At 66.2% G+C, this 25,147-nt stretch carries 22 protein-coding genes; 13 read left to right on the top strand and 9 right to left on the bottom strand.

From position 1 onward, the window contains the following. Window positions 1–46: 46 nt before the first annotated feature. Both RFM41_RS02450 and RFM41_RS02445 read right to left on the bottom strand, forming a co-directional pair. Window positions 47–1,273, bottom strand: a complete 1,227-nt coding sequence (locus tag RFM41_RS02450) for an amidohydrolase/deacetylase family metallohydrolase (RefSeq protein WP_320245962.1) — start codon at window positions 1,271–1,273, stop codon at window positions 47–49. A 92-nt stretch (window positions 1,274–1,365) separates the two neighbouring features. Continuing rightward, window positions 1,366–1,770 carry a RidA family protein gene (locus tag RFM41_RS02445; protein WP_320245961.1) on the bottom strand — a complete coding sequence of 135 codons (405 nt, stop codon included), beginning with the start codon at window positions 1,768–1,770 and terminating at the stop codon, window positions 1,366–1,368. A gap of 148 nt (window positions 1,771–1,918) precedes the next feature. On the opposite strand from RFM41_RS02445, the gene RFM41_RS02440 reads away from it, so the two are divergent. Further along, on the top strand, window positions 1,919–2,404 hold the full coding sequence (locus RFM41_RS02440) for a hypothetical protein (RefSeq protein WP_320245960.1): 486 nt from the start codon (window positions 1,919–1,921) through the stop codon (window positions 2,402–2,404). Window positions 2,405–2,492: 88 nt separating this feature from the next. Here RFM41_RS02440 and RFM41_RS02435 read toward each other — a convergent pair whose 3' ends face one another. Further along, complete coding sequence (locus RFM41_RS02435; protein WP_320245959.1) at window positions 2,493–2,747, bottom strand: hypothetical protein; 255 nt, start codon at window positions 2,745–2,747, stop codon at window positions 2,493–2,495. A 263-nt stretch (window positions 2,748–3,010) separates the two neighbouring features. On the opposite strand from RFM41_RS02435, the gene RFM41_RS02430 reads away from it, so the two are divergent. After that, window positions 3,011–4,504: a helicase HerA domain-containing protein gene (locus RFM41_RS02430; protein ID WP_320245958.1), complete on the top strand. Its 1,494-nt coding sequence runs from the start codon at window positions 3,011–3,013 to the stop codon at window positions 4,502–4,504. Here the strand turns inward: RFM41_RS02430 and RFM41_RS02425 are convergent, their stop codons facing one another. Continuing rightward, window positions 4,505–6,100, bottom strand: a complete 1,596-nt coding sequence (locus tag RFM41_RS02425) for an ATP-binding cassette domain-containing protein (RefSeq protein ID WP_320245957.1) — start codon at window positions 6,098–6,100, stop codon at window positions 4,505–4,507. Continuing rightward, the gene (locus RFM41_RS02420; protein WP_320245955.1) at window positions 6,097–7,713 is read right to left on the bottom strand and encodes an ATP-binding cassette domain-containing protein; all 1,617 of its coding nucleotides are present in this window, start codon (window positions 7,711–7,713) and stop codon (window positions 6,097–6,099) included. Before RFM41_RS02420 ends, RFM41_RS02425 begins: the two co-directional genes overlap by 4 nt. Before the next feature lie 99 nt (window positions 7,714–7,812). Between RFM41_RS02420 and RFM41_RS02415 the strand changes: the two genes are divergently transcribed. The 4 genes from RFM41_RS02415 to RFM41_RS02400 are packed head-to-tail and all read left to right on the top strand — an operon-like array spanning window position 7,813 to window position 11,195. Further along, window positions 7,813–9,378 carry a cytochrome ubiquinol oxidase subunit I gene (locus RFM41_RS02415; RefSeq protein ID WP_320245954.1) on the top strand — a complete coding sequence of 522 codons (1,566 nt, stop codon included), beginning with the start codon at window positions 7,813–7,815 and terminating at the stop codon, window positions 9,376–9,378. Window positions 9,379–9,391: 13 nt separating this feature from the next. Next, on the top strand, window positions 9,392–10,546 hold the full coding sequence (gene cydB, locus RFM41_RS02410; protein ID WP_320245952.1) for a cytochrome d ubiquinol oxidase subunit II: 1,155 nt from the start codon (window positions 9,392–9,394) through the stop codon (window positions 10,544–10,546). Between the two features lie 21 nt (window positions 10,547–10,567). Next, window positions 10,568–10,699 carry a cytochrome bd-I oxidase subunit CydX gene (gene cydX, locus RFM41_RS02405; protein WP_320245951.1) on the top strand — a complete coding sequence of 44 codons (132 nt, stop codon included), beginning with the start codon at window positions 10,568–10,570 and terminating at the stop codon, window positions 10,697–10,699. Between the two features lie 25 nt (window positions 10,700–10,724). Beyond that, the gene (locus tag RFM41_RS02400) at window positions 10,725–11,195 is read left to right on the top strand and encodes a hemerythrin domain-containing protein (protein WP_320245949.1); all 471 of its coding nucleotides are present in this window, start codon (window positions 10,725–10,727) and stop codon (window positions 11,193–11,195) included. Window positions 11,196–11,235: 40 nt separating this feature from the next. On the opposite strand, the gene RFM41_RS02395 is transcribed toward RFM41_RS02400, so the two are convergent. Next, entirely contained in the window at window positions 11,236–11,961 is a 726-nt protein-coding gene (locus RFM41_RS02395; RefSeq protein ID WP_430691497.1) for a Crp/Fnr family transcriptional regulator, read from the bottom strand. Window positions 11,962–12,215: 254 nt separating this feature from the next. Here RFM41_RS02395 and RFM41_RS02390 point away from each other — a divergent pair, with 254 nt between their 5' ends. The 7 genes from RFM41_RS02390 (at window position 12,216) to RFM41_RS02360 (ending at window position 21,576) form a co-directional block, all read left to right on the top strand. After that, on the top strand, window positions 12,216–12,818 hold the full coding sequence (locus RFM41_RS02390; RefSeq protein ID WP_320245947.1) for an ANTAR domain-containing response regulator: 603 nt from the start codon (window positions 12,216–12,218) through the stop codon (window positions 12,816–12,818). Between the two features lie 2 nt (window positions 12,819–12,820). Beyond that, window positions 12,821–14,041, top strand: a complete 1,221-nt coding sequence (locus RFM41_RS02385; protein WP_430691491.1) for a CmpA/NrtA family ABC transporter substrate-binding protein — start codon at window positions 12,821–12,823, stop codon at window positions 14,039–14,041. Window positions 14,042–14,360: 319 nt separating this feature from the next. After that, a complete protein-coding gene (locus RFM41_RS02380) occupies window positions 14,361–14,528 on the top strand; it encodes a twin-arginine translocation signal domain-containing protein (protein WP_320245946.1) in 168 nt (55 codons plus the stop codon). A gap of 64 nt (window positions 14,529–14,592) precedes the next feature. After that, on the top strand, window positions 14,593–15,894 hold the full coding sequence (locus tag RFM41_RS02375; protein ID WP_320245945.1) for an MFS transporter: 1,302 nt from the start codon (window positions 14,593–14,595) through the stop codon (window positions 15,892–15,894). Between the two features lie 17 nt (window positions 15,895–15,911). Continuing rightward, a complete protein-coding gene (gene nirB / locus RFM41_RS02370; RefSeq protein WP_320245944.1) occupies window positions 15,912–18,362 on the top strand; it encodes a nitrite reductase large subunit NirB in 2,451 nt (816 codons plus the stop codon). A gap of 211 nt (window positions 18,363–18,573) precedes the next feature. Further along, window positions 18,574–18,903 (top strand): nitrite reductase small subunit NirD, encoded by a 330-nt coding sequence (nirD, locus tag RFM41_RS02365; protein WP_320245943.1) that lies wholly within the window; start codon window positions 18,574–18,576, stop codon window positions 18,901–18,903. A 3-nt stretch (window positions 18,904–18,906) separates the two neighbouring features. After that, window positions 18,907–21,576, top strand: coding sequence for a nitrate reductase (locus tag RFM41_RS02360; protein WP_320245942.1), 2,670 nt, complete (start codon window positions 18,907–18,909; stop codon window positions 21,574–21,576). Window positions 21,577–21,601: 25 nt separating this feature from the next. Here the strand turns inward: RFM41_RS02360 and RFM41_RS02355 are convergent, their stop codons facing one another. From RFM41_RS02355 to RFM41_RS02345, 3 genes are read right to left on the bottom strand one after another with little or no spacing between them, the layout of a single operon-like run. Beyond that, window positions 21,602–22,585, bottom strand: coding sequence for an ABC transporter permease (locus RFM41_RS02355; protein ID WP_320245940.1), 984 nt, complete (start codon window positions 22,583–22,585; stop codon window positions 21,602–21,604). Beyond that, window positions 22,582–23,568 carry an ABC transporter permease gene (locus tag RFM41_RS02350; protein ID WP_320245939.1) on the bottom strand — a complete coding sequence of 329 codons (987 nt, stop codon included), beginning with the start codon at window positions 23,566–23,568 and terminating at the stop codon, window positions 22,582–22,584. The genes RFM41_RS02355 and RFM41_RS02350 overlap by 4 nt, the downstream gene beginning before the upstream one ends. Continuing rightward, entirely contained in the window at window positions 23,565–25,109 is a 1,545-nt protein-coding gene (locus RFM41_RS02345; protein WP_320245938.1) for a sugar ABC transporter ATP-binding protein, read from the bottom strand. Before RFM41_RS02345 ends, RFM41_RS02350 begins: the two co-directional genes overlap by 4 nt. Between the last annotated feature and the right edge of the window lie 38 nt (window positions 25,110–25,147).

Below are 25,147 nucleotides of genomic sequence, written 5' to 3'. Positions count from 1 at the left end.
CCCCCCTCTGTCGCCTTAGGCGACATCTGCCCTCGAGGGGGGGAGATCAGCCCCGTCCAAAATGCCTGGCCGCCACATCGACATGCGTATGATGCGCATGCGCTTCGAAACGCTCTGTCTCATTGTGGTCGAGCGCTTCGTTCGGCCACCACTTGCCGCCGATGACGATGCCGTTGGAGACCAGTCGCCGATCCGCGACCAGTGACGCCCCGACGGCGTCGACGAAGGTGAAGCGGCCCGGCTGAAGCCGCAGCACCGCGACATCGCCGATGCCGCCGACCTTCAGCGCGCCGAGCTCGGGCCGGGCGATCGCCCGCGCGGGGTTCGTCGTCGCGGCGCGCAGCACCTCGATCAGCGGCATGCCGAGCCCCATGAGCTTCGACATGCAGACCAGGATGTCGAAGGCCGGGCCGTCGACGCAGTAGAGATGCACGTCGCTCGAGATGACGTCGGGCGCGAGGCCCTCGGCGAGCATGGTCTTCGCCACCTCGAAGTCGAAGGAGCCCATGCCGTGGCCGATGTCGAAGATGACGCCGCGCTCGCGCGCCAGCCGCATGTCCGGCCGTACCGCGCCCGACGCAAAGACCGGCGCGTTGGGGAACGGCCGGAAGCAGTGGGTGAGGATGTCGCCGCGCCGCAGCCTGGGCAGCACTTCCGAGCGGCCGGGCGGCGGCTCGTCGATATGCGCCATCAGCGGCAGGCCGGCCTTGTCGGCGGCTTCGAGCGCGAGGTCGACCGGCGCGATGCCGCTCGTGCCGCCGGCATGCTTGCCGGAGCGGACTTTCACGCCGACGACGACATCGGCGTGCTCGCGCACCGCGGCAACCGTCTCACGCGGCTCGCAAAGCCTGAGGTCGCTGCATTCGCCGACGGATACGGTCTTGGCGAAGCCGAAAATGCCGGCGAAGGAAATGTTGACGTAAGCCAGGATGCGGACCTTCGAGCGCTCGATGACATGGCGGCGAAAGCCCAGGAAATTGCCGGCGCCGGCGCTGCCGGCGTCGATGAAGGTGGTGGTGCCGCACTTGGCGGCGAGCCGGTCGGCATCGACGCCGAGCGAGGTTCCGCCCCAATAGACGTGGCTGTGCAGGTCGATAAGGCCAGGCGTGACGATGCAGTCCCTGGCATCGACCACCTGCGTGGCATGTTCGGCGTCAATGGCGGCGTCGATCGCGGCGACGCGCCCATCGGCGATGGCGACGTCGCGCTGCGCGTCCAGGCCCGATGCGGGATCGATGACGCGCCCGCCCTTGATCAGGAGATCGAACTGCATCGGTGCCCTCTCTTTGTTTGTTTCACGCAATTCCGGACGGAAAACCGCTAAGCACTTTTCCTGGAATTGCTCCAAGCGATCCGACCGGGCGATCAGACCGGCCGGTAGGCGACCGCCTCGACCTCGATCTTGATGTCGATCATCAGACGGGACTCGACCGTGGTCCGCGCCGGCGGATCCTTCGGGAAATGCTTCGCATAGACGGTGTTGAAGGTGCCGAAGTCGCGCGCATCCTCCAGCCAGACGGTGGTCTTCACCACATCGTCCATGGTGCAGCCGGCGAGCGCCAGCGCCGCCTTGACGTTCTGCAGCACCTGCTCGGTCTGCTCGGCGATGCCGCCCTTCACCACGAGCCCATCGCTGCCCACCGGCACCTGGCCGGAAATATAGACGAAATCGCCGGCGCGCACGGCGGGCGAGAGCGGAACGTGGGATTTTCCAAAGCATTGCTTGGGCAAGTGAGCCTCCTCTTGGCGATTGAACGGAACCGTTCCCATAGCCGTCTACGCTTGTCGGCACGATCCTCATAGAGCCAATGTCGGAAAGCAACATTTTTTCGAAATCCATGTTGCTTTATTACAGAAGCCTGAGCATCTTGCGCTCGACGCCGTGCGATCGGGCGCGAAAAGAGAGGGAGGATCCAGCATGACCTTCGACAAGAACCCGTTCCCGGAAGGCGATGCCGACCGTCACGCGCTGTGGGAAATGCTGGTGCGGCGCGACATCGATGCGTTCCTGGGACAGGACTGGTCGATGGTCGAGGACGATTTCATCGCCGAGAGCTTCTTCGGCATGCATGCGCATTTCCTCGCCAATGCCGATGCCTGGCGGCTGCAGTTCCCAAGGCTCGAAATCTATCGCGACGAATGGCTGCGCCAGGCCAAGGAAACCGCGGCGACGAAATTCGCCGAGCCGCTGCGCGAGGCGCTGTTCCGCGTCACCAACATGCGTGACATCGATGTCGACGGCGACCGCGCGGTGCTGCACAAGAAGTTCGACGGCTCGGTCGCCAAGGCCGATGGCGGCGTCGACCGGCTCAAATGGCAGACGCTCTATTTCTGCCGCAAGGTCGCCGGCCGCTGGAAGATCGCAGGCTTTGTCGGTTACATGCCGCATCCGCTGGGAAGCTAGGCTTATCGGGCGGCGACTGCGTTGGCTAAACCGCTCCTTGCTTCGCCCGTGGGATGACGACGTTAGGGGGCTTCAGTCGACGGGCTCGCTACGCGAGCCGTGGCAACCGCTCATCGGGCGAGCGGTGGTCGAACACGACGCCCATGGTCTTACCAACGGCGGCCATGACGATCAGTTCGACCAGATGGTCGTCGCTGTCTCCGCAGGCGGGGTCCGATTGGCGGATGGCGTCGAGCATGGCGCGCGTCGAGACGGTGTCGCCGGCGCGGAATTTCGAAAGGGCAGACGTTACAAGATCTTGCACCGTCGGATCCATGACGGGCACCTCAGAAGCGACGTTCATTGGCCTCCTCCTGCCATGAACCCTCCCCGAAAGGATGATACGCCAATGGTGGGATTGCGCCAGCGAAATGGTGGTCCGACCAGAGTGACTGGCGACAGCCTACCGCCATGTCCGGTAGGGACGAGCTGACGTCCGCCCATAGGGACGAGCTGACGCTCGCCCATAGATGTGGAACACTGCACCGAGAACCATAACCCATGCTCGACGCATAGCCCTGCGGTTGGTAAGCCCGTGGCGCGCAGGGAGACGATCCGAATCGAGACATGACCGTTGCAATCGAGATGGGGCAGACCACGGCAGGCGCGCCAGCGGCCCTCGACCTTGAGGAATTGCTGGCGACCCGCCTGCTGGTGCAGGGCAATTCGGGCTCCGGCAAGTCGCATCTGCTGCGCCGCCTGCTCGAACAGAGCGCGCCTTGGGTGCAGCAGACCATCATCGACCCCGAAGGCGACTTCGTGTCGCTGGGCGAACGCTTTGGCCATCTGGTGATCGACGCGGAGGAGCATACCGAGCGCGGCCTGCAGGCGGCCGGCGAGCGGGCGCGCATCCACCGCGTCTCGACCGTGCTCAACCTCGAAGGGCTCGATGCCGAGAACCAGATGCGGCGCGCCGCCGCCTTCCTCGGCGGCTTGTTCGAGGTCGCGCGCGACCATTGGTACCCGATGCTGGTGGTGGTCGACGAGGCGCAGCTCTTCGCGCCCGCCGCGGCGGGCGAGGTCTCGGACGAGGCGCGCAAGTTGTCGCTCGGCGCCATGACCAATCTGATGTGCCGCGGCCGCAAGCGCGGGCTTGCCGGCATCATCGCCACGCAGCGACTGGCGAAGCTCGCCAAGAATGTCGCTGCGGAGGCCTCCAACTTCCTGATGGGCCGCACCTTCCTCGACATCGACATGGCGCGCGCGGCCGATCTGCTCGGCATGGAGCGACGCCAGGCCGAGGCTTTTCGCGACCTGGAGCGCGGCCATTTCATGGCGCTTGGGCCCGCCTTGTCGCGCCGTCCGCTCAGTGTGCGCATCGGCCAGACCGAAACTAGCCCGCGCAACGGCACGCCGCGGCTGATGCCGCTGCCGGAAGCGACGCTGGAAGATGCGCGCTCGATCATTCTTGCCGCGCCACCGCCTGAGACGGTCAGGCCGCAACGCCGGCCTTCGCCGGACTTGCTCGACCAGCTGATGGCGGCCAAGGCCGCGCCGCTGGACATCCGCCCCGAACCGGCGGAGCCGCAGCCCAGCGCCGAGGACCTCGCCGAGCGGCGCGAGCGGATGGACCGCATCCTGCGCGCTATCCTGGCCGAGCCGGATGCGGGCTTCCGCGTCATCGGCGTGCTCTACCAGGAGTTCGTGGTCCGCTGCCGCATCGAAGGGCTCGCCTCGGTGGTGCCCGACCTTTCGGAATTCCGCCGCATGCTGACACGGGCCCGCGCCGGTGTCGGCTCCGACATGGCCGAGGATGATGCGTGGCGGGACGTCTCGGTGCGCGCATCGCTGTTGCCCGAGGACATGCAGGGCGTGTTCATGATGATCGCCCGCGCTGCCAAGGAGGGCTGGCCCTGTCCCAGCGACGCGGCAATCGCCCGCGCGTATGGCTCGCATTCGCTGCGTCGGGCGCGCCGGCTGCTCGACTATATCGAGGAGCAGGGGCTCATCGTCTGCCAGGTCGACGGCACTGGGCGGCGCACCGTGACGCTTGTCGAGCTCGCCTGGGCGACGGCGCCGGGCGATCCCAATGCCGCGGAGCAGGACAGCTCAGCGGCGTGATTACGGTTGCAGCTCGATGGTGCGGGCGTCGCGCGGCGGCGCGCGATGGGTCGAGACGACGACGATCCGGTCATCGAGGTGGGCGAGCAGACGCTCAAGGATGCGCTGGCCCTGCTCGTCGTCGAGGTGCTCGGTCGGCTCGTCAAGCAGCATAAGCGGCCGGGACGACAGCCAGGCGCGCGCGAGATTGATGCGCTGAACCTCGCCAAGCGAGAAGCTGTCCTGCCTGATCCAGGCATCCAGCCCACCGGCCTCGCGAATGCGGCCGTCCATCTCGACGGCTTCCAGCGCGCGCCAGAGCGCGGCGTCCGGAACATCGCCGGCGAAGAGGTTGGCGCGGACGGTGTCCTCAAGGATGACCGCGTCATGCAGGACGAGCGCGGCGAGCGCCTGCCGCTCAGCTGCCGACAGGATGCGGTCGCCCGCGGCAAAACCATCCTCGCCGATCCAGCCGGCGATCTGCTTGAGCAGGCTGGTCTTGCCCGAGCCGCTTGCCCCGACAAGCATCGTCGGCCGGCCCTTTTCGAGGAGCAGCGCGAGCAGCGGTCCGATGGGCCGCCCATCAGGCGCGCGGCGCTGCAGCCCGCCATGGAGCAGCATGCGCGGCTCGAGCGGCCGAGGCGCGGGCACGTGCCTGTCGTCCGAAGCGCCTCGCGTCCATTGATCGACCTCCGCCCGCGCCGCATTGCGGCGCAGCACGGCCACAAGCATGCGCGATGCGCCGTTCACCGCTTCGCCCAGCGCCAGCCAGGAGAAGGCAAGCAGAATGGCCGGGAGAAGTTCCGAACCTAGCCGCCCCGCATGCCAGGCGGCGGCCATGACGCTGATGCCCGCGACCGGGCCGAAGGCCGCGCCGATCATGTCCAGCTGGGCTTGGAGCCGCCGGAGCGCAAGCAATTCGCCGTCGGCGCCGGAGAGCGCAGCAAGCGCCTCGGCGCATTCGTGGCTCCAGGCGCGCTCGGCCTTGAGCGGGACGGCCGACGCCATGGCCGCGCCAAGCCGGCTTGCGCCTTCGCGACGCAGCGATCTGGCCCGCCCCCACGCCGCGGCGCCAGCCTTGGCCACCCGGTTCCCCGTAAACAGGATGGCAAGCAGCAAAAGGGCGATCGGCAGGAGAGACAAGGGCGCCAGCGCCGCTGAGCCCACGATCAGGACCGCCAGGCCGCAGGCGAGCGTCAGCGCCGGCAACCCGGCGCGCAGCCTGGCATAGTCGAGGTCCTCGACGTCGTCGAGATAGTCGGCAAGGCGCGCGTCGTCGCCCAACTGCCATCCCGCCCGGCGAACCGCCGGCGCCGCCGCCATGGCAGCGAAGAGCCCGACGCGACGCGATACCTGATCGGCAAGCGCCGCCTTGTGGCCGGTCAGGCGTTCGCCATAGCGGGCCGCGGTGCGGCCGATCGCGAACAGCCGGATGAAAGCCGCCGGAATGTGGAAGTTGAAGGTAAAGGCGGCGGCGGAAAGACCGGCGATCGCCACCGATCCCAGCAACCAGGCGGAAACGCCGCTCAGCAATGTGGCGCAGGCCAACGCGGCGAAGGCGAAGCCCGTCGCCAGCCGCCACGACTTCCGGCTCGATGGCTGAAATGCCGCGCTCACGCCGCCGCCTCGATCGTGTTACCGCGAACGAGATCGACGACGATGTCGGCGGCAGCGGCGAGGTCCCGATCATGTGTCGCCACAACGACCAGCCGCGTCGTTGAAATTTCGAGCAGCATGCGCCGCACGGCCTCGGCTGTATCGCGGTCCAGCTTTGCCGTCGGCTCGTCGGCCAGCACGGCTCGCCCGCAAAGCAACGCCCGGGCGACCGCGATGCGCAGCCGCTGGCCCCCGGAAAGGTTGGCGCCGCCCTTGTCCAGCCTGGCATCGAGGCCGCCTGGCAGCAGCGTATCGTCAAGCAGGCCGATGGCGCCGGCGACGTCGTCCAGCCGGCTCCGGTCCACCGCACCGGCGTTCCACGAAATGGCTTCGGCCGGCGATCCTTCGGGTACATAAGCGTCCGTTGAAACCCAGGCGATCTCTTCAGTGGCCGGGGAATGGGTTTCCGGCGTCGGCATTGCGCCGGGTTCGAGCCCGGCGAGACGGCGCAGCAGGGTCGATTTGCCTGATCCGCTAGGGCCGACGATGGCGACGAGGCCATGCGCGGGCAGCGTCAGGCGCAACCGGTCGAGCACTGGCAAGGCCTTCGCCGCGACCGGCTCGGCGTCCAGCAGCCGGTCCAGCGCGGCGGCGGCCGCCTGTCCCTCCGCCTTGGCGTGGTATTGCTCCGAAAAGCGCCGGAAAGGCGCGAAATATTCGGGTGCGATCATCAGGATGAACAGGCTTTGCCAGAGCTCGAGATTGGAGAAGCCCGGGATCGTCGCAAGCTTCAGATGGCCGAGGCCAAGGAAGACCGCGAGGACCGCAATCGAGAGCGAGGCGAAGAAGTCGATGATGCCGGCATTGGCGAAGGCGATGCGCAGCACGCTCATCGTATTGTCCGCATAGGCTTCGAGGCGGCGGGCAAGCTTTGCCTCCTCGCCCGCCATCGCATGGTTGGCGAGGATCGTGGGCAAGGTGCGGACGCGGTCGGCGAACTGGCCGGCCAGCCGGCCGAACGCGCGTTCTTGGGCATCAGCGCGGCGGCGGATGGCATTGCCTATCAACGCGAAGAACAGGATCATCACCGGCGTCAGGCAGATGACCAGCAGGGCGGCCTGCCAGGAGACGAAGCAAAGCACCATGGCCGAAAGCAATGGGCCGGCGGCCATCATGACCGTGGCGGCACGGTGGCCGACCTGCAGCGCGGCGATCGATTCCGGATGGCGCTGCATCGAAACGGCCAAGTTGCCTATCGAGAGCGATTGCAGCTGGCGTGCCGGCATTTCGCTCAGTCGCTCGCCCGCCAGCGTCCGCAGCCGCGTCGACACGTTGTTTTCCGCGGATGCCTGCATGCTGTCGGCGGCGAATCCGGCGAAGCAGGCGGCTGCAAGAAGCGCGAACACCGCGGCGATCAGCCATGGATCGACCGCCTCGTCCATCACGAGCCGGCCGACTGCCATCGCCGCCGTGGCGGCGAAGCCAAGCCGCAGCACCGCGCGGACCGCCTGCAAGGCGAGAAGACCGCGCAATCCGGGTCTTGCCAGCCGCCCGGCGGTGGAGAGCGCCTCGAATTTGGCGGGCGCCGAGACGCCGGGATCACAGGGCGGTGCGGGAACGGCGGCGATCTTCATGCACTCCTTTTGTCACACGGAGAGACAAAACGAATTGATCCATGTCAAGCCGAGTATATCCTCTCCGCGTTATGAGGCGTACCCAGAAAGGATGCTTCCATGGCCGACGTTCTCCTCGTAGACCTTTCCCGACTGCAGTTCGCGCTGACGGCCCTCTACCATTTCCTGTTCGTTCCGCTCACGCTGGGCCTCTCCATCCTGATCGCCATGATGGAAACCGTCTATGTGATGACCCGGCGCACCATCTGGCGCGACATGACGAAGTTCTGGGGCGTGCTGTTCGGCATAAACTTCGCGCTGGGCGTCGCTACCGGTATCACCATGGAATTCCAGTTCGGCATGAACTGGGCCTACTACTCGCACTATGTCGGCGACGTGTTCGGGGCGCCTTTGGCCATCGAGGGGCTGATGGCCTTTTTCCTTGAAGCCACTTTCGTCGGACTGTTCTTCTTCGGCTGGGACCGGCTCTCGCCGCGCGCGCACATGATCGTGACCTGGCTGATGGCGCTCGGCACCAACTTCTCCGCGCTTTGGATCCTGATCGCCAATGGCTGGATGCAGAACCCGGTCGGCTCCGCCTTCAACCCGGACACGATGCGCATGGAGGTCACCGACTTCATGGCGGTGATCTTCAATCCGGTGGCGCAGGCGAAATTTGTCCACACCGTTTCGGCCGGCTATGTCTGCGCCGCCACTTTCGTGCTTGGCGTGTCGGCCTGGTATCTGCTCAAGGGGCGCCATGTCCAACTCGCCAAGCGCTCTTTCGTGATCGCCTCCGCCTTTGGCCTGGCATCGGCGCTGTCGGTCATCGTGCTCGGCGACGAGAGCGGTTACGCGCTCACCGACAACCAGAAAATGAAGCTCGCCGCCATCGAGGCCATGTGGGAGACGGAGCCGGCGCCGGCATCGTTCACGGCGTTCGGCATCCCGAGCCAGAGCGATCGCGACACGCATTTCGCCATCCGCATCCCCTGGGTGATGGGCATCATCGGCACGCGCTCGATCGACAGGCCGATTGCCGGCATCGACGAACTCGTCGCCCATGCCGAAGCCCGCATCCGCAACGGCATCGTCGCCTATGACGCGCTGGAGAAGATCAAGGCCGACCGCAACGACACCGCAGCCCGCGCCGTGTTCGATGCCAGCTCCAAGGATCTCGGCTATGCGCTGCTGCTCAAGCGCTTCCTGCCCGATCCGAGGCAGGCGAGCGAACAGCAGATCAAGGACGCGGCCTGGTCGACGGTGCCTTACGTGCCGCTGCTCTTCTTCGGCTTCCGCCTGATGGTGGCCTGCGGCTTCGCGCTGCTGGCGCTGTTCGCCATATCGCTTTGGCACACGACGCGGGAGACCGAGGCGCCACGCTGGCTGTTGCGCGCGGCGCTCATCGCCATGCCGCTGCCCTGGATCGCCATCGAGGTCGGCTGGTTCGTGGCCGAGTTCGGCCGCCAGCCCTGGATCATCGACGGGGTGCTGCCGACCTTCCTCGCCACGTCGGAACTTGGCGTAAGCGACCTCTTGCTCACCATCGCCGGCTTCACGCTCGTCTACGGCGTGCTCGCCGTCATCGAGGTCAGGCTGATGCTGGCCGCCATCCGCAAGGGGCCCGAGGTCGCCAAGGTCATCGACGACCTGCGCCCGGGTGCCGCAATGCAACCGGCAGAGTGAGAGGATCACGACGATGATCGAATTTCTCTTGAGCTATGAAACGCTGCGCGTGATCTGGTGGATACTGCTCGGCGTGCTTCTGATCGGCTTCGCCGCGACCGACGGGTTCGACATGGGTGTCGGCGCGCTGCTGCCCTTCGTCGCCAAGACGGACGCCGAGCGCCGCGTGGCGATCAACACCATCGGCCCGGTCTGGGAAGGCAACCAGGTATGGTTCATCCTCGGCGGCGGCGCCATCTTCGCGGCATGGCCGGCGCTCTATGCGGTGAGCTTCTCCGGCTTCTACCTGGCGATGTTCCTGGTGCTTCTGGCGCTGATCATGCGTCCTGTGGCCTTCAAGTACCGTTCGAAGCGGCCGGACCCGGCCTGGCGCACAGGCTGGGACCGGGCGCTCTTCGTGGGCAGCGCGGTGCCGGCGCTGATCTTCGGCGTCGCCGTCGGCAACACCTTGCAGGGCGTGCCGTTCCACTTCACGCCGGACCTGCGCCCTATCTACGAAGGCAGCCTCTTCGGCCTGCTCAATCCGCTCGCGCTTTATTGCGGCCTCACTTCGCTCGCCATGCTGGTGACGCATGGCGCGGCATGGCTGACCTTCAAGGCTGAGGGCGCGGTCGCCGACCGCGCCCGCGCCGTCGGCGCTCGCTCGGCAATCGTCACGGCGGCGCTCTTTGCCGGCGGCGGCGTGCTGGTCTGGCTCGGCCTGCTCGGCGGCTACCGCGTGACGTCGCCAATCGTTTGGGACGGCCCGTCCAATCCGCTGATCAAGACCGTAGTGGCGGACGGCGGAGCCTGGCTGGCGAACTTCCATGCCCATCCGTTGCTCTGGATCGTGCCCGCGCTCGGCGTTGTCGCGCCTCTGCTTGCCTCGGTGGGCTTCCGGGCGCGGCTCGAAGGCTGGACCTTCATTGCCTCGAAGCTCGGCGTCGTGACCATCATCGCCACGGTGGGACTGGCAATGTTCCCGATCCTGTTGCCGTCGAGCAGCAACCCCAGTCATTCGCTCGCGGTTTTCGACACCTCGTCGAGCCGCGCCACGTTGCGCAACATGCTCATCGCCACGGCGATCTTCATACCGCTGATCCTCGCCTACACCGCCTGGGTCTACACTGTGCTGTGGGGCAAGGTCGGCGAAAAGAGCGTGGAGAAGGCGGGCTCGTCGGCCTACTGACTGAATTAGGAGAAACAAGCCATGTGGTATTTTTCCTGGATCCTCGGCCTCGGACTGGCCGCATCCGTCGGCATCCTCAACGCGCTCTGGTACGAGCTGCGCACCGTCCGCGAAGAGCCCGTCGACGACACCGTCGCTTTGCCCACACCTTGAGCCCGGGAGCGACGGAGGAGGGATCATGACGGGCGTCAAGCCGGAGGAGCCGCTGCATAGCCCGGCGGATATGAGGCGGGCTCATGTGCAGATGCTCGCCCTTTGCCACATGCTTGAAGGCATCGCCGACGATCTGCCGTCGCGAGTCGACCGGCTTCAATGCCTCGCCGTGGCGGCCGATCTCCTGCCCATGCTGCGTGAGTGCCACCGCTTCGAGGAAGAGATCGTCTTCCCCGCCTTCTTGCGGCGCACCGGCGAGGAAGACATCGTCACGCGGCTCAGGCTCGAGCATGTGGAGGACGAGAGCGCGGCGGCGGACCTCAGCGAGGCCCTGCTCGCTCACGGCCACGGGCGACCGATCGAGAACCCCGAGGCCCTAGGCTATATGCTGCGCGCCTTTTTCGAATCGATGCGCCGCCACATAGCGTTCGAGCGCGACCATGTTCTGCCCGAGATCCTCGGCGCTCGTGAGGGCGGTTCCGGCAATAATCCGTAGCAACTTCCGTATCGGATCGCCCGGGACAGGCAGGCCGAAATCAGTCTCCGGCCCGCGCCGCCAGACGCCCGATGTCGCCGACGATGACATGGCGGTTGTTCTCGATGCGGATCACGTTTTCGCCGCGCAGCCGCGTGAGCTGCCGGCTTACCGTCTCAATGGTGAGGCCGAGAAAATCGGCGATCTCGGCACGTGACAGCGGCAGCTCGAAAGTGGAATTCCGACGGCCCGGTCCGGCCGCCGGATCGATGCTGCGCGCGATCATCAAAAGGAAGCTTGCGATCTTCTCGGCCGCGGTCTTGCGGCCGAGCGCGACCATCCAGTCGCGCGCCTGGTCGAGCTCGCGCAGCTTCTGTTCGAGCAGGCGATGCTCGAGATCCGGCTGCTCCTTCATCATGCGCTCCAGCGCCTGGCGCGGGAACGAGCACAGCTCAACCTCGGTGGCGGCCTCGGCGGTCAGCGAGCTCTCGGCCTGAAACGGCCTGCCGAGGAAATCCGGGGCGAATTGCAAGCCGACGATCTGCTGGCGGCCGTCGGAAAGCGTCTTGGTAAGCTTCACGACGCCCGAGAGCACGTTGGAGAAGCGCTCGACGCTCCTGGAATCGCTCACGAGTTCCTTGCCGGCGTCGGCCTTGTGCCGCATCGTCGATTTGGAAAGGGCCAGGAGCTGGTCGGGATTGAGCGCGCCACAAACGCCGCGGTGCCGCGCCTCGCATGAAACGCAGAGAACCGGTATGCCCGTCGTGTGAACGTCTTCGCGCACGATGGAACACCTATAGTGTTCCCACCGTCCGCCAGCAACGCGTTCGGGGGGCGCGATAGCGTCGCAGCCCGCGCTTGCCCGGCGAGGCCGACTTTCCCGGCTGTCCTTGGCGATCCGGTGCTGCGCGTCATGATCGGCGGACGGACGCGGACCAAGCCGACGCTTGATCCAAGCCGCAAAAATGCAGACGTGGGGCAGGATTCACCTTCCGTCGACTGCCGCATTGCGCAATTCTGGGCCGCCTGCACAATAGGCACATGTCCGCCGGTTCGTTGACCATCCTTGTTATCGACGAGAACCGCATCCGCGCCTCGATCATCGAGGCCGGATTGCGGGATGCCGGCCATCGTCACGTCACCGTGGTCCATGACGTGGCCGGCATCGCCAAGCGCATCGCCGCGCTGGAGCCGGACGTCATCGTGATCGATCTGGAGAATCCGAACCGCGACATGCTGGAGAACATGTTCCAGCTTTCGCGCGCGGTGAAACGGCCGATCGCCATGTTCGTCGACCGCTCCGACCGGGCCTCGATCGAGGCGGCCGTCGATGCCGGCGTGTCCGCCTATGTGGTCGACGGGCTGAAGAAGGAGCGCATCAAGCCGATCCTCGACATGGCGATAAGCCGCTTCAACGCCTTCTCGCGCATGGCGCGCGAGTTGGAGGAAGCGCGCAGCGAGCTCGAGAACCGCAAGGTCGTCGACCGGGCTAAGGGCATATTGATGAAGTCGCGGGGCTTGAGCGAGGAGGCGGCCTACGCGCTTCTGCGCAAGACCGCCATGAACCAGAACCGCAAGATCGCCGACATTGCCCAGAGCCTTGTGACGGCGGCGGGATTGCTGGATCCGCTGGAGGGCGAATAAGCATGGCGCACGAGATCACCGCCGGCTTCATGCCGCTCTTCGACAGCGCCGTCCTGGTCGCGGCCGGCGAGATGGGCTTTGCCACGCGCGAGGGCATCGAGCTCAAGCTCAATCGCGAGACCTCCTGGGCCAACATCCGCGATCGCATCGCCATCGGCCATTTCGACGTCGCGCATATGCTGGGACCGATGCCGCTCGCCTGCAGCCTTGGCCTCACTCCGCTTGCCTCGGAGACCATCGTGCCCTTCTCGCTCGGTCTCGGTGGCAATTGCGTCACCGTCAGCAACGCCGTGTGGGAAGGTATGGCGGCGCAAGGTGCTGCGCCCGATCTCGATCCGGCGCGCGCCGGGGCCGCGCTCGGTGCGCTGATCCGCGAGCGGGCGGCCGCCGGCCGGGAGCCGATGCGCTTCGCCGTCGTCCACCCGCATTCAGGGCACAATTACGAGCTGCGCTACTGGCTCGCCGCCTGCGGCATCGATCCCGACCGCGATGTCGAGATCGTCATCGTGCCGCCGCCCTTCATGACCGATGCGCTCGCGGCCGGCCGCATCGACGGCTATTGCGTCGGCGAGCCCTGGAACAGCGCCGCCGTCGCGGTCGGCACCGGCCACATCGTCGCCGTCAAGGCGCTTTTGTGGCGCAACAGCCCGGAAAAGGTGATCGGCGCGCGCAGGGCATGGGCGGAGGAGAACCCGGAGGCTCTGGCGGCGCTGCTGCGGGCGCTGCATCATTCCGCCCGGTGGTGCCAGGATCCGGCGAACCGCGGCGAGCTGGCCGCGCTGATGGCGAGGCCGGCTTTCCTTGGCCAGCCGGAGGCGATCCAGATGCCGGCGCTCACCGGACGCGTTCAGCTTGGCGGGGGCGTGGAGCGGCGCGTGGAGGATTTTTTCCTGCCCTTCGACAAGGCTGCGAACTTTCCCTGGAAGAGCCATGCGCTCTGGTTCTACACGCAGATGGTGCGCTGGGGACAATTGCCGCACACGCCGCAAAACCTCGCCATCGCGCGCGACTGCTACCGGCCCGACCTCTACCGCTCGGCGCTGAAGCCGCTCGGCGTGGCGCTGCCGGGCGCCAATGCCAAGGTCGAGGGTGCGCTGAAGGCTGCGACGCCGGTCGGCTCGGCGGGGGCGAGCCTCGTGCTTGGCCCTGATGGATTCTTCGACGGCCAGATCTTCGACCCGGACCGGATCGACGCCTACATCGCCAGCCAGAAACGCCCCTGATCGTTTACGCGCCATTCTTGTGCATTGCACAAAATTTGTGCTGCATGTCTATGCCATTGATCAATGTTTGACCGCGCCTCCGCTCGGCCCGGTCGAAGCTCAAAATTCCTACTGTATTGATTTTCCTTGAGATTCAGCTTCCTCGCGAAACTGGCACGCTTCGTGCTTTGAAATAGTCGAGCCCTCGCGGGCAATGGAACAGGCGTCCAATGGCGGGCGCCCACAGGCAAAGCTGCCGCTCAGGTCAACGCGCGATCCCGGATGTACGGACGCGAGAGGCCTGGACGGCAGCTTTTTTCGTTTTTGACCGGAGACGACGATGACCAAACGGATCCGACCTTCGCTCAAGGATTTCACCCGCCGCGATTTCCTGGCGAGCAGCGCGTTGACGGCGGCGCTGTTCATCGTCGCGCTGCTCCTGTTTCCCGCCAGTCACGAAGCCGAAGGCAAGGGTCCGCAAGTGACCACGCAAGCCCCGTCGCGCTGACCGATGCCGCGCCTCTGATCAACACCATACCCGGCGCCTCCCTCGCCGCAAACCGGAGCCGACCATGACCGCAAACCTCCCAGCCGCGCAAAGGCAGGACAACAGCTCCCGGCAGGCGCTCGTTATGTCCACCATCGCCTTCACTGTGTGCTTCGCGGTGTGGACGATCTTTTCCATCATCGGCGTGCGCATCAAACAGGAGCTTGGGCTCAACGAGACCGAATTCGGCCTGCTCGTCGGCACGCCGATCCTGACAGGCTCGCTCGTGCGCATGGTGCTCGGTGTCTGGACCGATCGTCACGGCGGCCGCGTGGTCTACACCATGACCATGCTCGCCGCTGCGGTCGCGACCTTCCTGCTCGCCTTCGCGCACACCTATGGGCAGATGCTGGTCGCAGCACTTGGCGTGGGCCTCGCAGGTGGCTCCTTCGCCGTCGGCGTCGCTTATGTCTCGCGCTTCTTTCCGGCTGGTAAGCAAGGCACGGCGCTCGGCATCTTCGGCGTCGGCAATGTCGGCGCCGCGGTCACCAAATTCCTGGCGCCGTTCGTGCTCCTGTCCTGGGGCTGGCAGTCTGTCGCGCTGATCTGGGCGGCGGCTCTGGTCGTCATGGCCATCGTGTTCTGGCTGACCACCGGCGACGATCCGGTCATCCGCGAACGCCGCGCCGGCAAGACCATGCCGGCGAGAAGCTTCTGGCAGGAGTTCGCGCCACTGAAGAACCTGCAGGTCTGGCGCTTCGCCTTCTACTATTTCTTCTCTTTCGGCGCGTTCGTGGCGCTGTCGCTCTGGCTGCCGCGTTACCTCATCGGCGTCTACGGCTTCGGCATCGCCACCGCCGGCATGATCGGCGCCGCTTATTCGATCCCCGCCAGCATCTTCCGCGCCTATGGCGGCGTGCTGTCCGACCGCATCGGCGCCCGCACCGTGCTCTACTGGACCTTCAGCGTTTGTGCCGTCGCGACGCTTGTGCTGTCTCTCCCCTCGGCAGACTATGTCGTGCGCGGCATCAGCGGGCCGATCCCCTTCCATGTCGAGATCGGCCCGCTCGCCTTCATCGCCGTCGCCTCAGTGCTCGGCTTCTTCATGAGCCTCGGCAAGGCTGCCGTCTACAAGCACATCCCCGTCTACTATCCGCAGAGCGTCGGCGCGGTCGGCGGCGTCGTCGGCATGATCGGCGGCCTCGGCGGCTTCATCCTGCCGATCGCCTTCGGCGCGCTGAACGACCTCACCGGAGTCTGGTCGAGCTGCTTCATGCTGCTCTTCCTGATCGTCGTCTCCTGCCTCGTCTGGATGCACGTCACCATCCGCCGGATGGAGCGCGCGGCCGAGGTCAAGAGCCCGTCCCTTTCCTACGCCGCCGAATAGATTGGAGCAGACCGAACATGAGCGAGAAACTCGTCATCATCGGCAACGGCATGGCGCCGGGCAGGATGCTCGAGCACCTGCTGGAGACAGTTCCAGACCGCTACGCCGTCACGATCTTCAACGCCGAACCGCGCGTGAACTATGACCGCATCATGCTCTCGCCGGTTCTGTCAGGTGAGAAGGCGTTCGAGGAAATCGTCATCCATGGCGACGGCTGGTACATCAAGCACGGCATCACCCTCTATAAGGGCCACAGGATCGTCGCCATCGACAGGGAAGCCAGGACCGTCACCTCGGACCATGGCGTGACCGAGAGCTATGACCGTCTGGTCATCGCCACCGGCTCGGTGCCCTTCATCATTCCGGCGCCGGGCAAGGAGCTGCCCGGCGTGCTCAGCTACCGCGATCTCGACGACGTCAACGCCATGCTGCTTGCCGCGCAGTCGCGCGCCAAGGCGGTCGTGATCGGCGGTGGCCTGCTCGGCCTCGAAGCCGCTGCCGGGCTCAAGGAGCGCGGCATGGATGTCACCGTGCTCCATGTCATGCCGACGCTGATGGAGCGCCAGCTCGACCCGGCCGCCGGGTACCTGTTGCAGAAGGCCGTCGAGGCGCGTGGCATCAAGGTCATGACCAAGGCCAACACCAAGGCCATTGTCGGCGACGGCAAGGTCGAGGGCGTCGAGCTGATGGACGGCACGATCATCCCGGCGACGCTCGTGGTGATGGCGGTCGGCATCCGTCCGAACAGCGCGCTCGCCAAGGACGCCGGGCTGGAGGTCAATCGCGGCATCGTCGTCGACGACCGCATGCAGACGTCCGATCCGGCGATCATGGCGCTCGGCGAATGCGCGGAGGTCGGCGGCCATGTCTACGGGCTGGTCGCGCCGCTCTACGAGATGGCCCGCGTCGCCGCGGCCAGGCTGGCGGACAGTGAAGACAGGCGCTTCGTCCATTCCGACACGCCGACCAAGCTCAAGGTCACCGGTATCGACCTCTATTCGCTGGGCGACTTCGCCGACGGCGAGGACCGCGAGGAGATCATCCTGCGCGACGCATCCGCCGGCATCTACAAACGCCTCGTGCTGCAGGACAACCGCATCATCGGCACGGTGCTGTTCGGCGAGACGGGCGACGGCGCCTGGTTCAACGACCTGAAGAAGAAGGCGACCGACATCTCTCAGATGCGCGATACGCTGATCTTCGGCCAGGCGTTCCAGGGAGGCGCTTCCTCGGACCCTTTGGCGGCCGTTGCGGCACTGGCGGATGATGCGGAAATCTGCGGCTGCAACGGCGTCTGCAAGGGCAAGATCACCGGCACGATCACGAGCAAAGGCCTGACCGGCCTCGACGACGTGCGCGCCCACACCAAGGCCTCGGCCTCGTGCGGTTCGTGCACGGGTCTGGTCGAACAGATCCTGAAGCTCACGCTGGGCGAAGCCTACAACCCGGCGGCGGTGCAGCCGATGTGCGGTTGCACCAGCCTCGGCCACGACGACGTGCGCCGCCTGATCAAGGCGAAGGGCCTGAAGACGATCCCCGCCGTCATGCAGGAGCTCGAATGGAAGACCTCCTGCGGCTGCGCAAAATGCCGGCCGGCGCTGAACTACTATCTCGTCTGCGACTGGCCGGACCAATATGCCGACGACTACCAGTCGCGCTTCATCAACGAGCGCGTGCACGCCAACATCCAGAAGGACGGCACCTATTCGGTCGTGCCGCGCATGTGGGGCGGGGTGACCAGCTCGAACGAATTGCGCGCCATCGCCGATGTGGTCGACAAGTTCCGCATTCCGACCGTGAAGGTGACCGGCGGCCAGCGCATCGACATGCTGGGCATACGCAAGGAAGACCTGCCGGCGGTGTGGGCCGATCTCGGCAAAGCCGGTTTCGTCTCCGGCCACGCCTATGCCAAGGGCCTGCGCACGGTGAAGACCTGTGTCGGCTCCGACTGGTGCCGTTTCGGCACGCAGGATTCGACCGGCCTCGGCATCCGCATCGAGAAGTTCATGTGGGGCTCGTGGACGCCGGCCAAGGTCAAGATGGCGGTGTCGGGATGCCCGAGGAATTGCGCTGAAGCGACGTGCAAGGATGTCGGCGTGGTCTGCGTCGACTCAGGCTACGAAATCCATTTCGCGGGTGCGGCCGGCCTGGACATCAAGGGCACTGAGGTGCTGGGCCTTGTGAAGACCGAGGACGACGCTCTGGAGGTGATCGTGGCGCTCGTCCAGATGTATCGCGAGCAGGCCCGCTATCTGGAGCGCATCTACAAATGGGCCAAGAGGATCGGCACCGCCGAGATCAAGAAGCAGATTTTGGACGACGTGGAGAAGCGCCGGGCCCATTTCGACCGGTTCGTCTTCAGCCAAAAATTCGCCCAGGTCGATCCATGGTCGGAGCGGGTCTCCGGCAAGGATAAGCATGAGTTCCGGCCACTTGCCACCGTCGGCTTCGCGGAGGCGGCGGAATGATGGAGATGTCAGCGCGAGACACCCCCCTCTGGCCTGCCGGCCATCTCCCCCTCAAGGGGGGAGATCGGATGTCACAATGGCCTTCGCCAATCTCCAACGTTGCCCGATGGGTGCCGTCCGCGCAGCTGCCAATCTCCCCCCTTGAGGGGGAGATGGCCGGCAGGCCAGAGGGGGGTGCCTTGGCGCATTCATATCAGGCAAAGGGAATCCAATGACCTGGACATCGATCGGCTCCCTCTCGGACATCCCACCCCGCGGTGCGCGCTGTGTTGAAACCCCGCAAGGCAAGATCGCCGTCTTCCGCACGTCGGACGACCAGGTGTTCGCCATCGACGACCATTGTCCGCACAAGGGCGGACCGCTCAGCCAGGGCATCGTCCATGGCGCGGCGGTGACATGCCCGCTGCACAACTGGGTGATCTCGCTGGAGACCGGCAAAGCGGTCGGCGCCGACGAAGGCTCGGTTCGCACGATCCCGGTCAAGGTTGAGGGCGAACGGCTCTTCATCTCGCTTGAAGCGCTGGCCTCGAGAGCGGCCTGAGGCATGGACGAAGCACGCGAGGTGAGGACCACCTGCCCCTATTGCGGGGTGGGCTGTGGCGTGCTGGCCGGGATCGCCGCGGACGGCACGACAACCGTCCGCGGCGATCCCGATCACCCGGCCAATTTCGGCCGACTCTGTTCGAAGGGTTCGGCCCTTGGCGAGACGCTCGGCCTCGAAGGCCGGTTGCTGTATCCGGAGGTTCTCGGCAAGCAAACGGGTTGGGACGAAGCGCTCGACCTCGTCGCCGAAAAATTCTCACGAGCGATTGCCGAGCATGGGCCGGATTCGGTCGCTTTCTACGTGTCCGGCCAGTTGCTCACCGAGGACTATTACGTCGCCAACAAGCTGATGAAGGGCTTCATCGGCTCGGGCAATATCGACACCAATTCGCGGCTCTGCATGGCCTCGTCCGTCGCCGGCCATCGCCGCGCTTTCGGCGAGGACATCGTTCCCGGCGTCTACGAGGATTTCGAGCGCGCCGATCTTATCGTGCTCACCGGCTCGAACACCGCATGGTGCCATCCGGTGCTCTACCAGCGCATGCTCGCGGCGCGCAGCGAACACGGCACCAGGATCGTCGTCATCGATCCGCGCCGCACCGCCACGGCCGACGAATGCGACCTGCATCTGGCGCTCGATCCCGGCACGGATGTGCTTCTGTTCAAGGGCCTGCTCACGTATCTCGCCCAGGCCGGAAAGATCGATGCCGGCTTCATCCGCGACCATACGTCCGGCTTCGACGCCGCCGCCTCGTTGGCCGAAGCCGACGCGCCGTCGGTTGCACGTGTCGCGATGGGGTGCGGGCTGACGGCCACCGACGTGCAGGCCTTCTACGATCTCTTCGCCGAGACCGAGTGCACGGTCACCGTCTACAGCCAGGGCATCAACCAGTCGGCGCACGGGACCGACAAGGTCAACGCCATCATCAACTGCCATCTCGCCACCGGCCGCATCGGCAAGCCCGGCGCGGGGCCGTTCTCGGTCACGGGACAGCCGAACGCCATGGGAGGGCGCGAGGTTGGCGGTCTGGCCAACCAGCTTGCGGCGCATATGGACTTCGCGGACGAGGCAAATATCGATCGGGTCTCCCGCTTCTGGGGTGCGCCGAACATCGCTCGGCGCGGCGGCCTGAAAGCCGTGGACATGTTCCAGGCGGTTGCCGACGGCCGCATCAAGGCGCTGTGGGTCATGGGCACCAATCCCGCCGTCTCGATGCCGGATGCCTCGCGCGTGCGCGCCGCCTTGTTCAAATGCGATTTCGTCGTCGTGTCGGATGTGACCCGCACGGACACCACACGCCATGCCGACGTGCTGCTGCCCGCCGCCGCCTGGGGCGAGAAGGACGGCACGGTCACCAATTCGGAACGGCGCCTTTCGCGCCAACGACCGTTCCTGTCGCCGCCGGGCGACGCGAAGGCTGATTGGCGCATTGTCAGCGAAGTGGCCGCGCGGATGGGCTTCGGCGACGCCTTCGCCTACCAGACTCCGGCCGAGATCTTCCGCGAGCATGCCGCACTCTCCGCTTTCGAGAACGACGGCGAGCGCCTGTTCGATCTCGGCGGCTTAATCGACCTCAGCGAGACGGAATACGCCGCCTTCGCGCCGCGCCATTGGCCGGCGCCAGAGCGGCGCGAGCAGCAGGCGAGGCTATTTGCCGACGGCCGTTTTCCGACACCCGACGGCCGCGCGCGTTTCGTGCCGGTGCGGCAGGAGGCAACGGCCTTCACCGTCGATGCCGACTATCCGCTTGCCCTGAACACCGGCCGTCTGCGCGACCAGTGGCATACCATGACGCGTACCGGCAGCGTGCCGCGCTTGATGGCGAACGCGCCGGAACCGGCGGTCGATCTCCATCCTGCGGATGCGGGCGCGCATCATCTCAAGGACGGCGACCTTGCCCATCTTTCCACCCGCTTCGGCTTCGTCCGCGCAAGGGTGCGCGTGACAGAGGCGCAACGGCGGGGCCAGGCCTTCATGCCCATGCATTGGAGCGGGCAGTTCGCGGCCAAGGCCGCGGCCGGCTTGGTGTCCTCGCCGGTCACCGATCCGCATTCCGGCCAGCCAGAGCTCAAGCATGTCCCGGCGAGGATCATGCGGGAAGAGACTGGCTGGGCCGGCGTGCTCATCACGCGGCGCGATTTGAGGCCGACCGGTTTCGTCCACTGGAGCCGACATGCGGTCGAGGGCGGCTGGGTCTATGGGCTGACCGGAACCGAGCCGCCGGACCAGGGCATTCTTCTGGCGCGCAAGCTGCTCGGCGTTCAACGACGGGATCAGCTCCTGGAATACACCGACCGTCGCGGCTTGGCCTATCGCGCCGCCGCCATCGACGATGGCGGCGCCATGGCGGAAGCCCTGCTGGTTGCTGCCCCGGACCAGTTGCCGGCGCGCGATTGGCTGGTGTCGCTGCTCGCCACGCGCCAGCCGCTGTCTACGGCCGATCGCCACGCGCTTCTATCCGGCCGATCGCCTGTGCCCATGCCCGCCATTGGCCGGGTCGTGTGCGCGTGCTTTCATGTCGGCGCCAATCAGCTCGCTTCGGCGGTCGCCGCCGGATGCGACAGCCTGGAAGCAATCGGCTCGACGCTGCGCGCCGGCACCAATTGCGGCTCGTGCCGTTCCGAGATACGGGCGATCATCGATGCCGGCCGGGTGCAGGCGGCGGAGTGAGCCGTGCCCGTCGCGGCCCGGTCTCTTACCTGTCCTCGACGATCCGCAAATACGCCGCCGTCACGAACAGCATGATGAAGCCGAACAGGATGCGGCGGCCGCCTTCCGGCATTTGCAGGATGGTGAGCAGCGTCGTCAGCACGGTCAGGATCAGCGCGCCGATGATGGTGCCGGTGTAGCCGCCGCGGCCGCCGAAGATCGAGGTGCCGCCGATGACGGCGGCAGCCACCGAAGGCAGCACCAGCGGCTCGGCGAGCGATAGCGAGGGCGCCTTGATCAGGCCGATATAGAGCAGGCCGGTGATGCCGGCGAGCAGGCTGGAGAGGACATACAGCGCAACGATCACTTGCCAGTAGCGGACGCCGGAGAGCCTGGCTGCGCGCTCATTGTCGCCGACGGCATAGAGCAGGCGCCCGAAGCCGGTGCGGTTCAGCATGAAGACGATCAGCACGGCCACCGGAACGAACAGGAGAAGCGCGTTGGGAAAGCCGTAGGTGAGGCCGGTGCCCAGCCAGTTGAGGAAATCCGGGATTTTCGCACCGGAAGCGATCACCGTGCGCTGGTAGACCTGCAGGAAGCCGGTGCCGATCAGGCTGGTGCCGAGCGTCATGATCAGCGGATGCACCCGGAAGACGCCGACGCCGATGCCGTTGACGAGGCCGATCAGCACCGCGGGCAGCATGGCCAGCAGAAAGGCCACCGTCGGATCCTGGTTGACGATCTGCGTGGCCATGATGAAGGCGCTCATCGTCGCCACGGTGCCGACGGAAAGGTCGATGCCGCCGGTGAGCATGGTCATCGTCTGGCAGCCGGCGAGGATCGCCAGCGGGATGGCGAATTTCGCCGTGTTGGCGATCCAGCGCTCGTTGACGATGCCGGGACGCAGGATCTGCAGGATCGCCACGAGGATGATCAAGAGGATGATCAGCGGGATGAGCGGTCGGTCCGCCATGAAGCGCTTCAGGCGGTGGCCGAACGAGACAGGCTGGGGCATCGCGATGTCGGTCATGACGTTGCTCCTGCCGGGCGGCTGCGCATGGTGATGAAGGCGCCAAACATCACGACCGCAACCATGATCAAGCCTTCGATGATGGCGGTGACGTTCGGATCGATGGCCAGAAGCGTCAGGTCGGTGCGCACCAGCCTCAACACGAAGACGGCGATGATCGGCCCGAGCAGGCCGCCCTTGCCACCGCCGAGCGCGACGCCACCCAGCACCACGGCGGCGACGCTCGCAAGCAGATAAGGTCCGGGGATGGGCGCGCCGATGCCGGTGCTGATGGTAAGCGACAAGCCGCCAAGTGCTGCGAACAGGCCGGACAGCGCGTAGGCGACGATCCTGGTGCGCGCCACCGGCACCCCGCTGCGGAAGGCGGCGAGCTCATTGCTGCCGATGGCGTAGATGGAGAGGCCGAGGCGCGAACGCCTGAGCGGAATCCAGACGATGCAGAGGCAGACGACGAGCAGCACCAGCGCCTTCGGAACCCAGGCATCGGCCCAGTCGGGCAGGCCGGGGATCGGCACGATGCCGACGACGCTTGCCTTCAGCCATTCGGCGGCGGCGCCGCCGGGCGCTTCAAGCACAAGTAGCGCCGCGCCCTGCAGCACGAACAGCATGGCCAAAGTGACGACGATGTCGGGCACCCGGGTGACGACGATCAGGACGCCGTTCAGCGCGCCGAGCACCAGCCCCATGGCGAGCACGAAGGGCACGACGAACAACGCGTACTCCTCGCTGGCGCCGTTCATCATCGAGGCCGCGGTCACGCTCGTCAGCGCCATCATGGCGGCGACCGAAAGGTCAATGCCGCCCGCGATAACGACGACGGTCTGGGCCGCGACGGCGAAGGCGTAAGGCAGAACCGCGCGCGCGAGCGAGCCGAAGTCGCCGCTGCCATAGCCCGGCTGGATCAGCTTGGTGACGACGAAGAGGAAGATCAGCAGGGCGAACAGTCCGGCCACCCAGCCCTGGTTGCGGAGAAACCGGCTCATGACGCGGCCTCCGCGCTGGAACTCGGTTTGACCTCGGCTAGGATGCCGACATCGGCCTTGGCGCCGCGCGGCAGGCCGTAGGCGGCCCGCATCAAGGCCGCTTCGTCGGCTTCTTCCACCGGGAAAGTGTCGACGACGCGGCCTCCGAAGATCACGATGACGCGGTCGCAGACACGTTGTACCTCTTCCATCTCGGATGTGTAGAACAGCACCGACTTGCCCTGGCCGGCGAGCTCGCGCAGCAGCTTGTAGATCTCCTGCTTGGTGCCGACATCGATGCCGCGCGTCGCGTCGAAGCAAAGGATGGTGCGGGCGTTGGCCGCGATCCAGCGGGCGATGGTCACCTTCTGCTGGTTGCCGCCGGAAAGGCGCTGCACCTCGCCTTGCGCGCGGGTGTCGATCTGCAATCTGCCGATGGCGCCAGAAACCACCACCTGCTCCCGGCGCATGCGGATCGGCCCCCATTTGCGCAGCGCCGCGCTGAAGGGCAGCGCGATGTTTTCGCGCACCGATCGCTGCATGGCCAAAGCCTCGGTGCGGTCGCCCGGCACATAGGCGATGCCGGCCTGGATGGCGTCGCTCGGATGCGAGAATTTCACCAGCGCGCCGTCGACGTCGATGCTGCCGCCCGTCGGACGGATCGAGCCGGCAAGGGCCGCGAAGAGCTCGTCCTGGCCCTGTCCCTCGAGCGCAAAGACGCCGGCAACCTCGCCATTGGCGAGATCGAAGGAGACGTCGTTGAGCTTGGTGCCGAGCTGCAGGTTGCGGACCGACAGGCGCGGGCGGCCACCGCCGGCGACCGCCATTTCATTCGCCGCGCGCGCGGCGACGCGTGTCTTCTCGATACGGGTACCGAGCATCATCTCGACTATTCTTTCCTCGATGCCCGGCTCGATGTCGACGACACCGACCGTGGAGCCGTCGCGCAGCACGGTGGCGCGGTCGCAGAGCGCGGAAATCTCGACGAAACGGTGCGAGATGAAGATGACGGAGCGGCCGGCGTCGCCCTGGCGGCGCACGACTTCCAGCACCTTCTCGGCGAGATTCGCCGGCAAGGCCGCGGTCATCTCGTCGAGCAGAAGCACGTCGGGCTCGACGGCTAAAGCGCGCGCCAGGTCGAGCACGCGCAGGATGGCCAAGGGGATGTGGCGGGCAGTCTCGCGGATATCGAGGTCGGGAATGCCGAGCTCGCGCACCCAGGCGCGGAAGGGCTCGACCGGTGTGCCGGTCAGCCGCAGGTTGGACAGGACATCGAGATCGGGGATCAGCGAAGGTTCCTGATAGACCGGCAGCAGGCCGGCGCGGCGGGCGGCGGCGGGCGAGCGGACATCGAGCTGCTGGCCGCGGATCAGAATGCGCCCGGCATCCGCCTTGATCGCACCGGTCAGGATCTTCACAAGCGTCGACTTACCGGCACCGTTGGCGCCCATCAGCGCATGCACTTCGCCCGGCAGCACGGACAGCGAGGCGTTGCGCAGCGCGGCAACAGCGCCGTAGTTCTTCGCCACGCCGGTGGCGTCGAGGAGAGGGTTAGCGGTCAAGGCGTTCTCGATTTAAAGGCTCAAATTATGAGTGCCAA

The sequence above is a fragment of the Mesorhizobium vachelliae genome, assembly GCF_033977325.1.
Taxonomy (GTDB): Bacteria; Pseudomonadota; Alphaproteobacteria; order Rhizobiales; family Rhizobiaceae; genus Mesorhizobium; species Mesorhizobium vachelliae.
The sequence above is the reverse complement of the archived record's forward strand: the minus strand, read 5'-3'. Positions and strand labels throughout refer to the sequence as shown.

Coding starts and splice junctions, on each gene's coding strand:
- RFM41_RS02450 (WP_320245962.1), bottom strand. CDS start 1,273: ATGCAGTTCGATCTCCTGATCAAGGGCGGGCGCGTCATCGATCCCGCA.
- RFM41_RS02445 (WP_320245961.1), bottom strand. CDS start 1,770: ATGGGAACGGTTCCGTTCAATCGCCAAGAGGAGGCTCACTTGCCCAAG.
- RFM41_RS02440 (WP_320245960.1), top strand. CDS start 1,919: ATGACCTTCGACAAGAACCCGTTCCCGGAAGGCGATGCCGACCGTCAC.
- RFM41_RS02435 (WP_320245959.1), bottom strand. CDS start 2,747: ATGAACGTCGCTTCTGAGGTGCCCGTCATGGATCCGACGGTGCAAGAT.
- RFM41_RS02430 (WP_320245958.1), top strand. CDS start 3,011: ATGACCGTTGCAATCGAGATGGGGCAGACCACGGCAGGCGCGCCAGCG.
- RFM41_RS02420 (WP_320245955.1), bottom strand. CDS start 7,713: ATGAAGATCGCCGCCGTTCCCGCACCGCCCTGTGATCCCGGCGTCTCG.
- RFM41_RS02415 (WP_320245954.1), top strand. CDS start 7,813: ATGGCCGACGTTCTCCTCGTAGACCTTTCCCGACTGCAGTTCGCGCTG.
- cydB (WP_320245952.1), top strand. CDS start 9,392: ATGATCGAATTTCTCTTGAGCTATGAAACGCTGCGCGTGATCTGGTGG.
- cydX (WP_320245951.1), top strand. CDS start 10,568: ATGTGGTATTTTTCCTGGATCCTCGGCCTCGGACTGGCCGCATCCGTC.
- RFM41_RS02400 (WP_320245949.1), top strand. CDS start 10,725: ATGACGGGCGTCAAGCCGGAGGAGCCGCTGCATAGCCCGGCGGATATG.
- RFM41_RS02390 (WP_320245947.1), top strand. CDS start 12,216: ATGTCCGCCGGTTCGTTGACCATCCTTGTTATCGACGAGAACCGCATC.
- RFM41_RS02385 (WP_430691491.1), top strand. CDS start 12,821: ATGGCGCACGAGATCACCGCCGGCTTCATGCCGCTCTTCGACAGCGCC.
- RFM41_RS02380 (WP_320245946.1), top strand. CDS start 14,361: ATGACCAAACGGATCCGACCTTCGCTCAAGGATTTCACCCGCCGCGAT.
- RFM41_RS02375 (WP_320245945.1), top strand. CDS start 14,593: ATGACCGCAAACCTCCCAGCCGCGCAAAGGCAGGACAACAGCTCCCGG.
- nirB (WP_320245944.1), top strand. CDS start 15,912: ATGAGCGAGAAACTCGTCATCATCGGCAACGGCATGGCGCCGGGCAGG.
- nirD (WP_320245943.1), top strand. CDS start 18,574: ATGACCTGGACATCGATCGGCTCCCTCTCGGACATCCCACCCCGCGGT.
- RFM41_RS02360 (WP_320245942.1), top strand. CDS start 18,907: ATGGACGAAGCACGCGAGGTGAGGACCACCTGCCCCTATTGCGGGGTG.
- RFM41_RS02355 (WP_320245940.1), bottom strand. CDS start 22,585: ATGACCGACATCGCGATGCCCCAGCCTGTCTCGTTCGGCCACCGCCTG.
- RFM41_RS02350 (WP_320245939.1), bottom strand. CDS start 23,568: ATGAGCCGGTTTCTCCGCAACCAGGGCTGGGTGGCCGGACTGTTCGCC.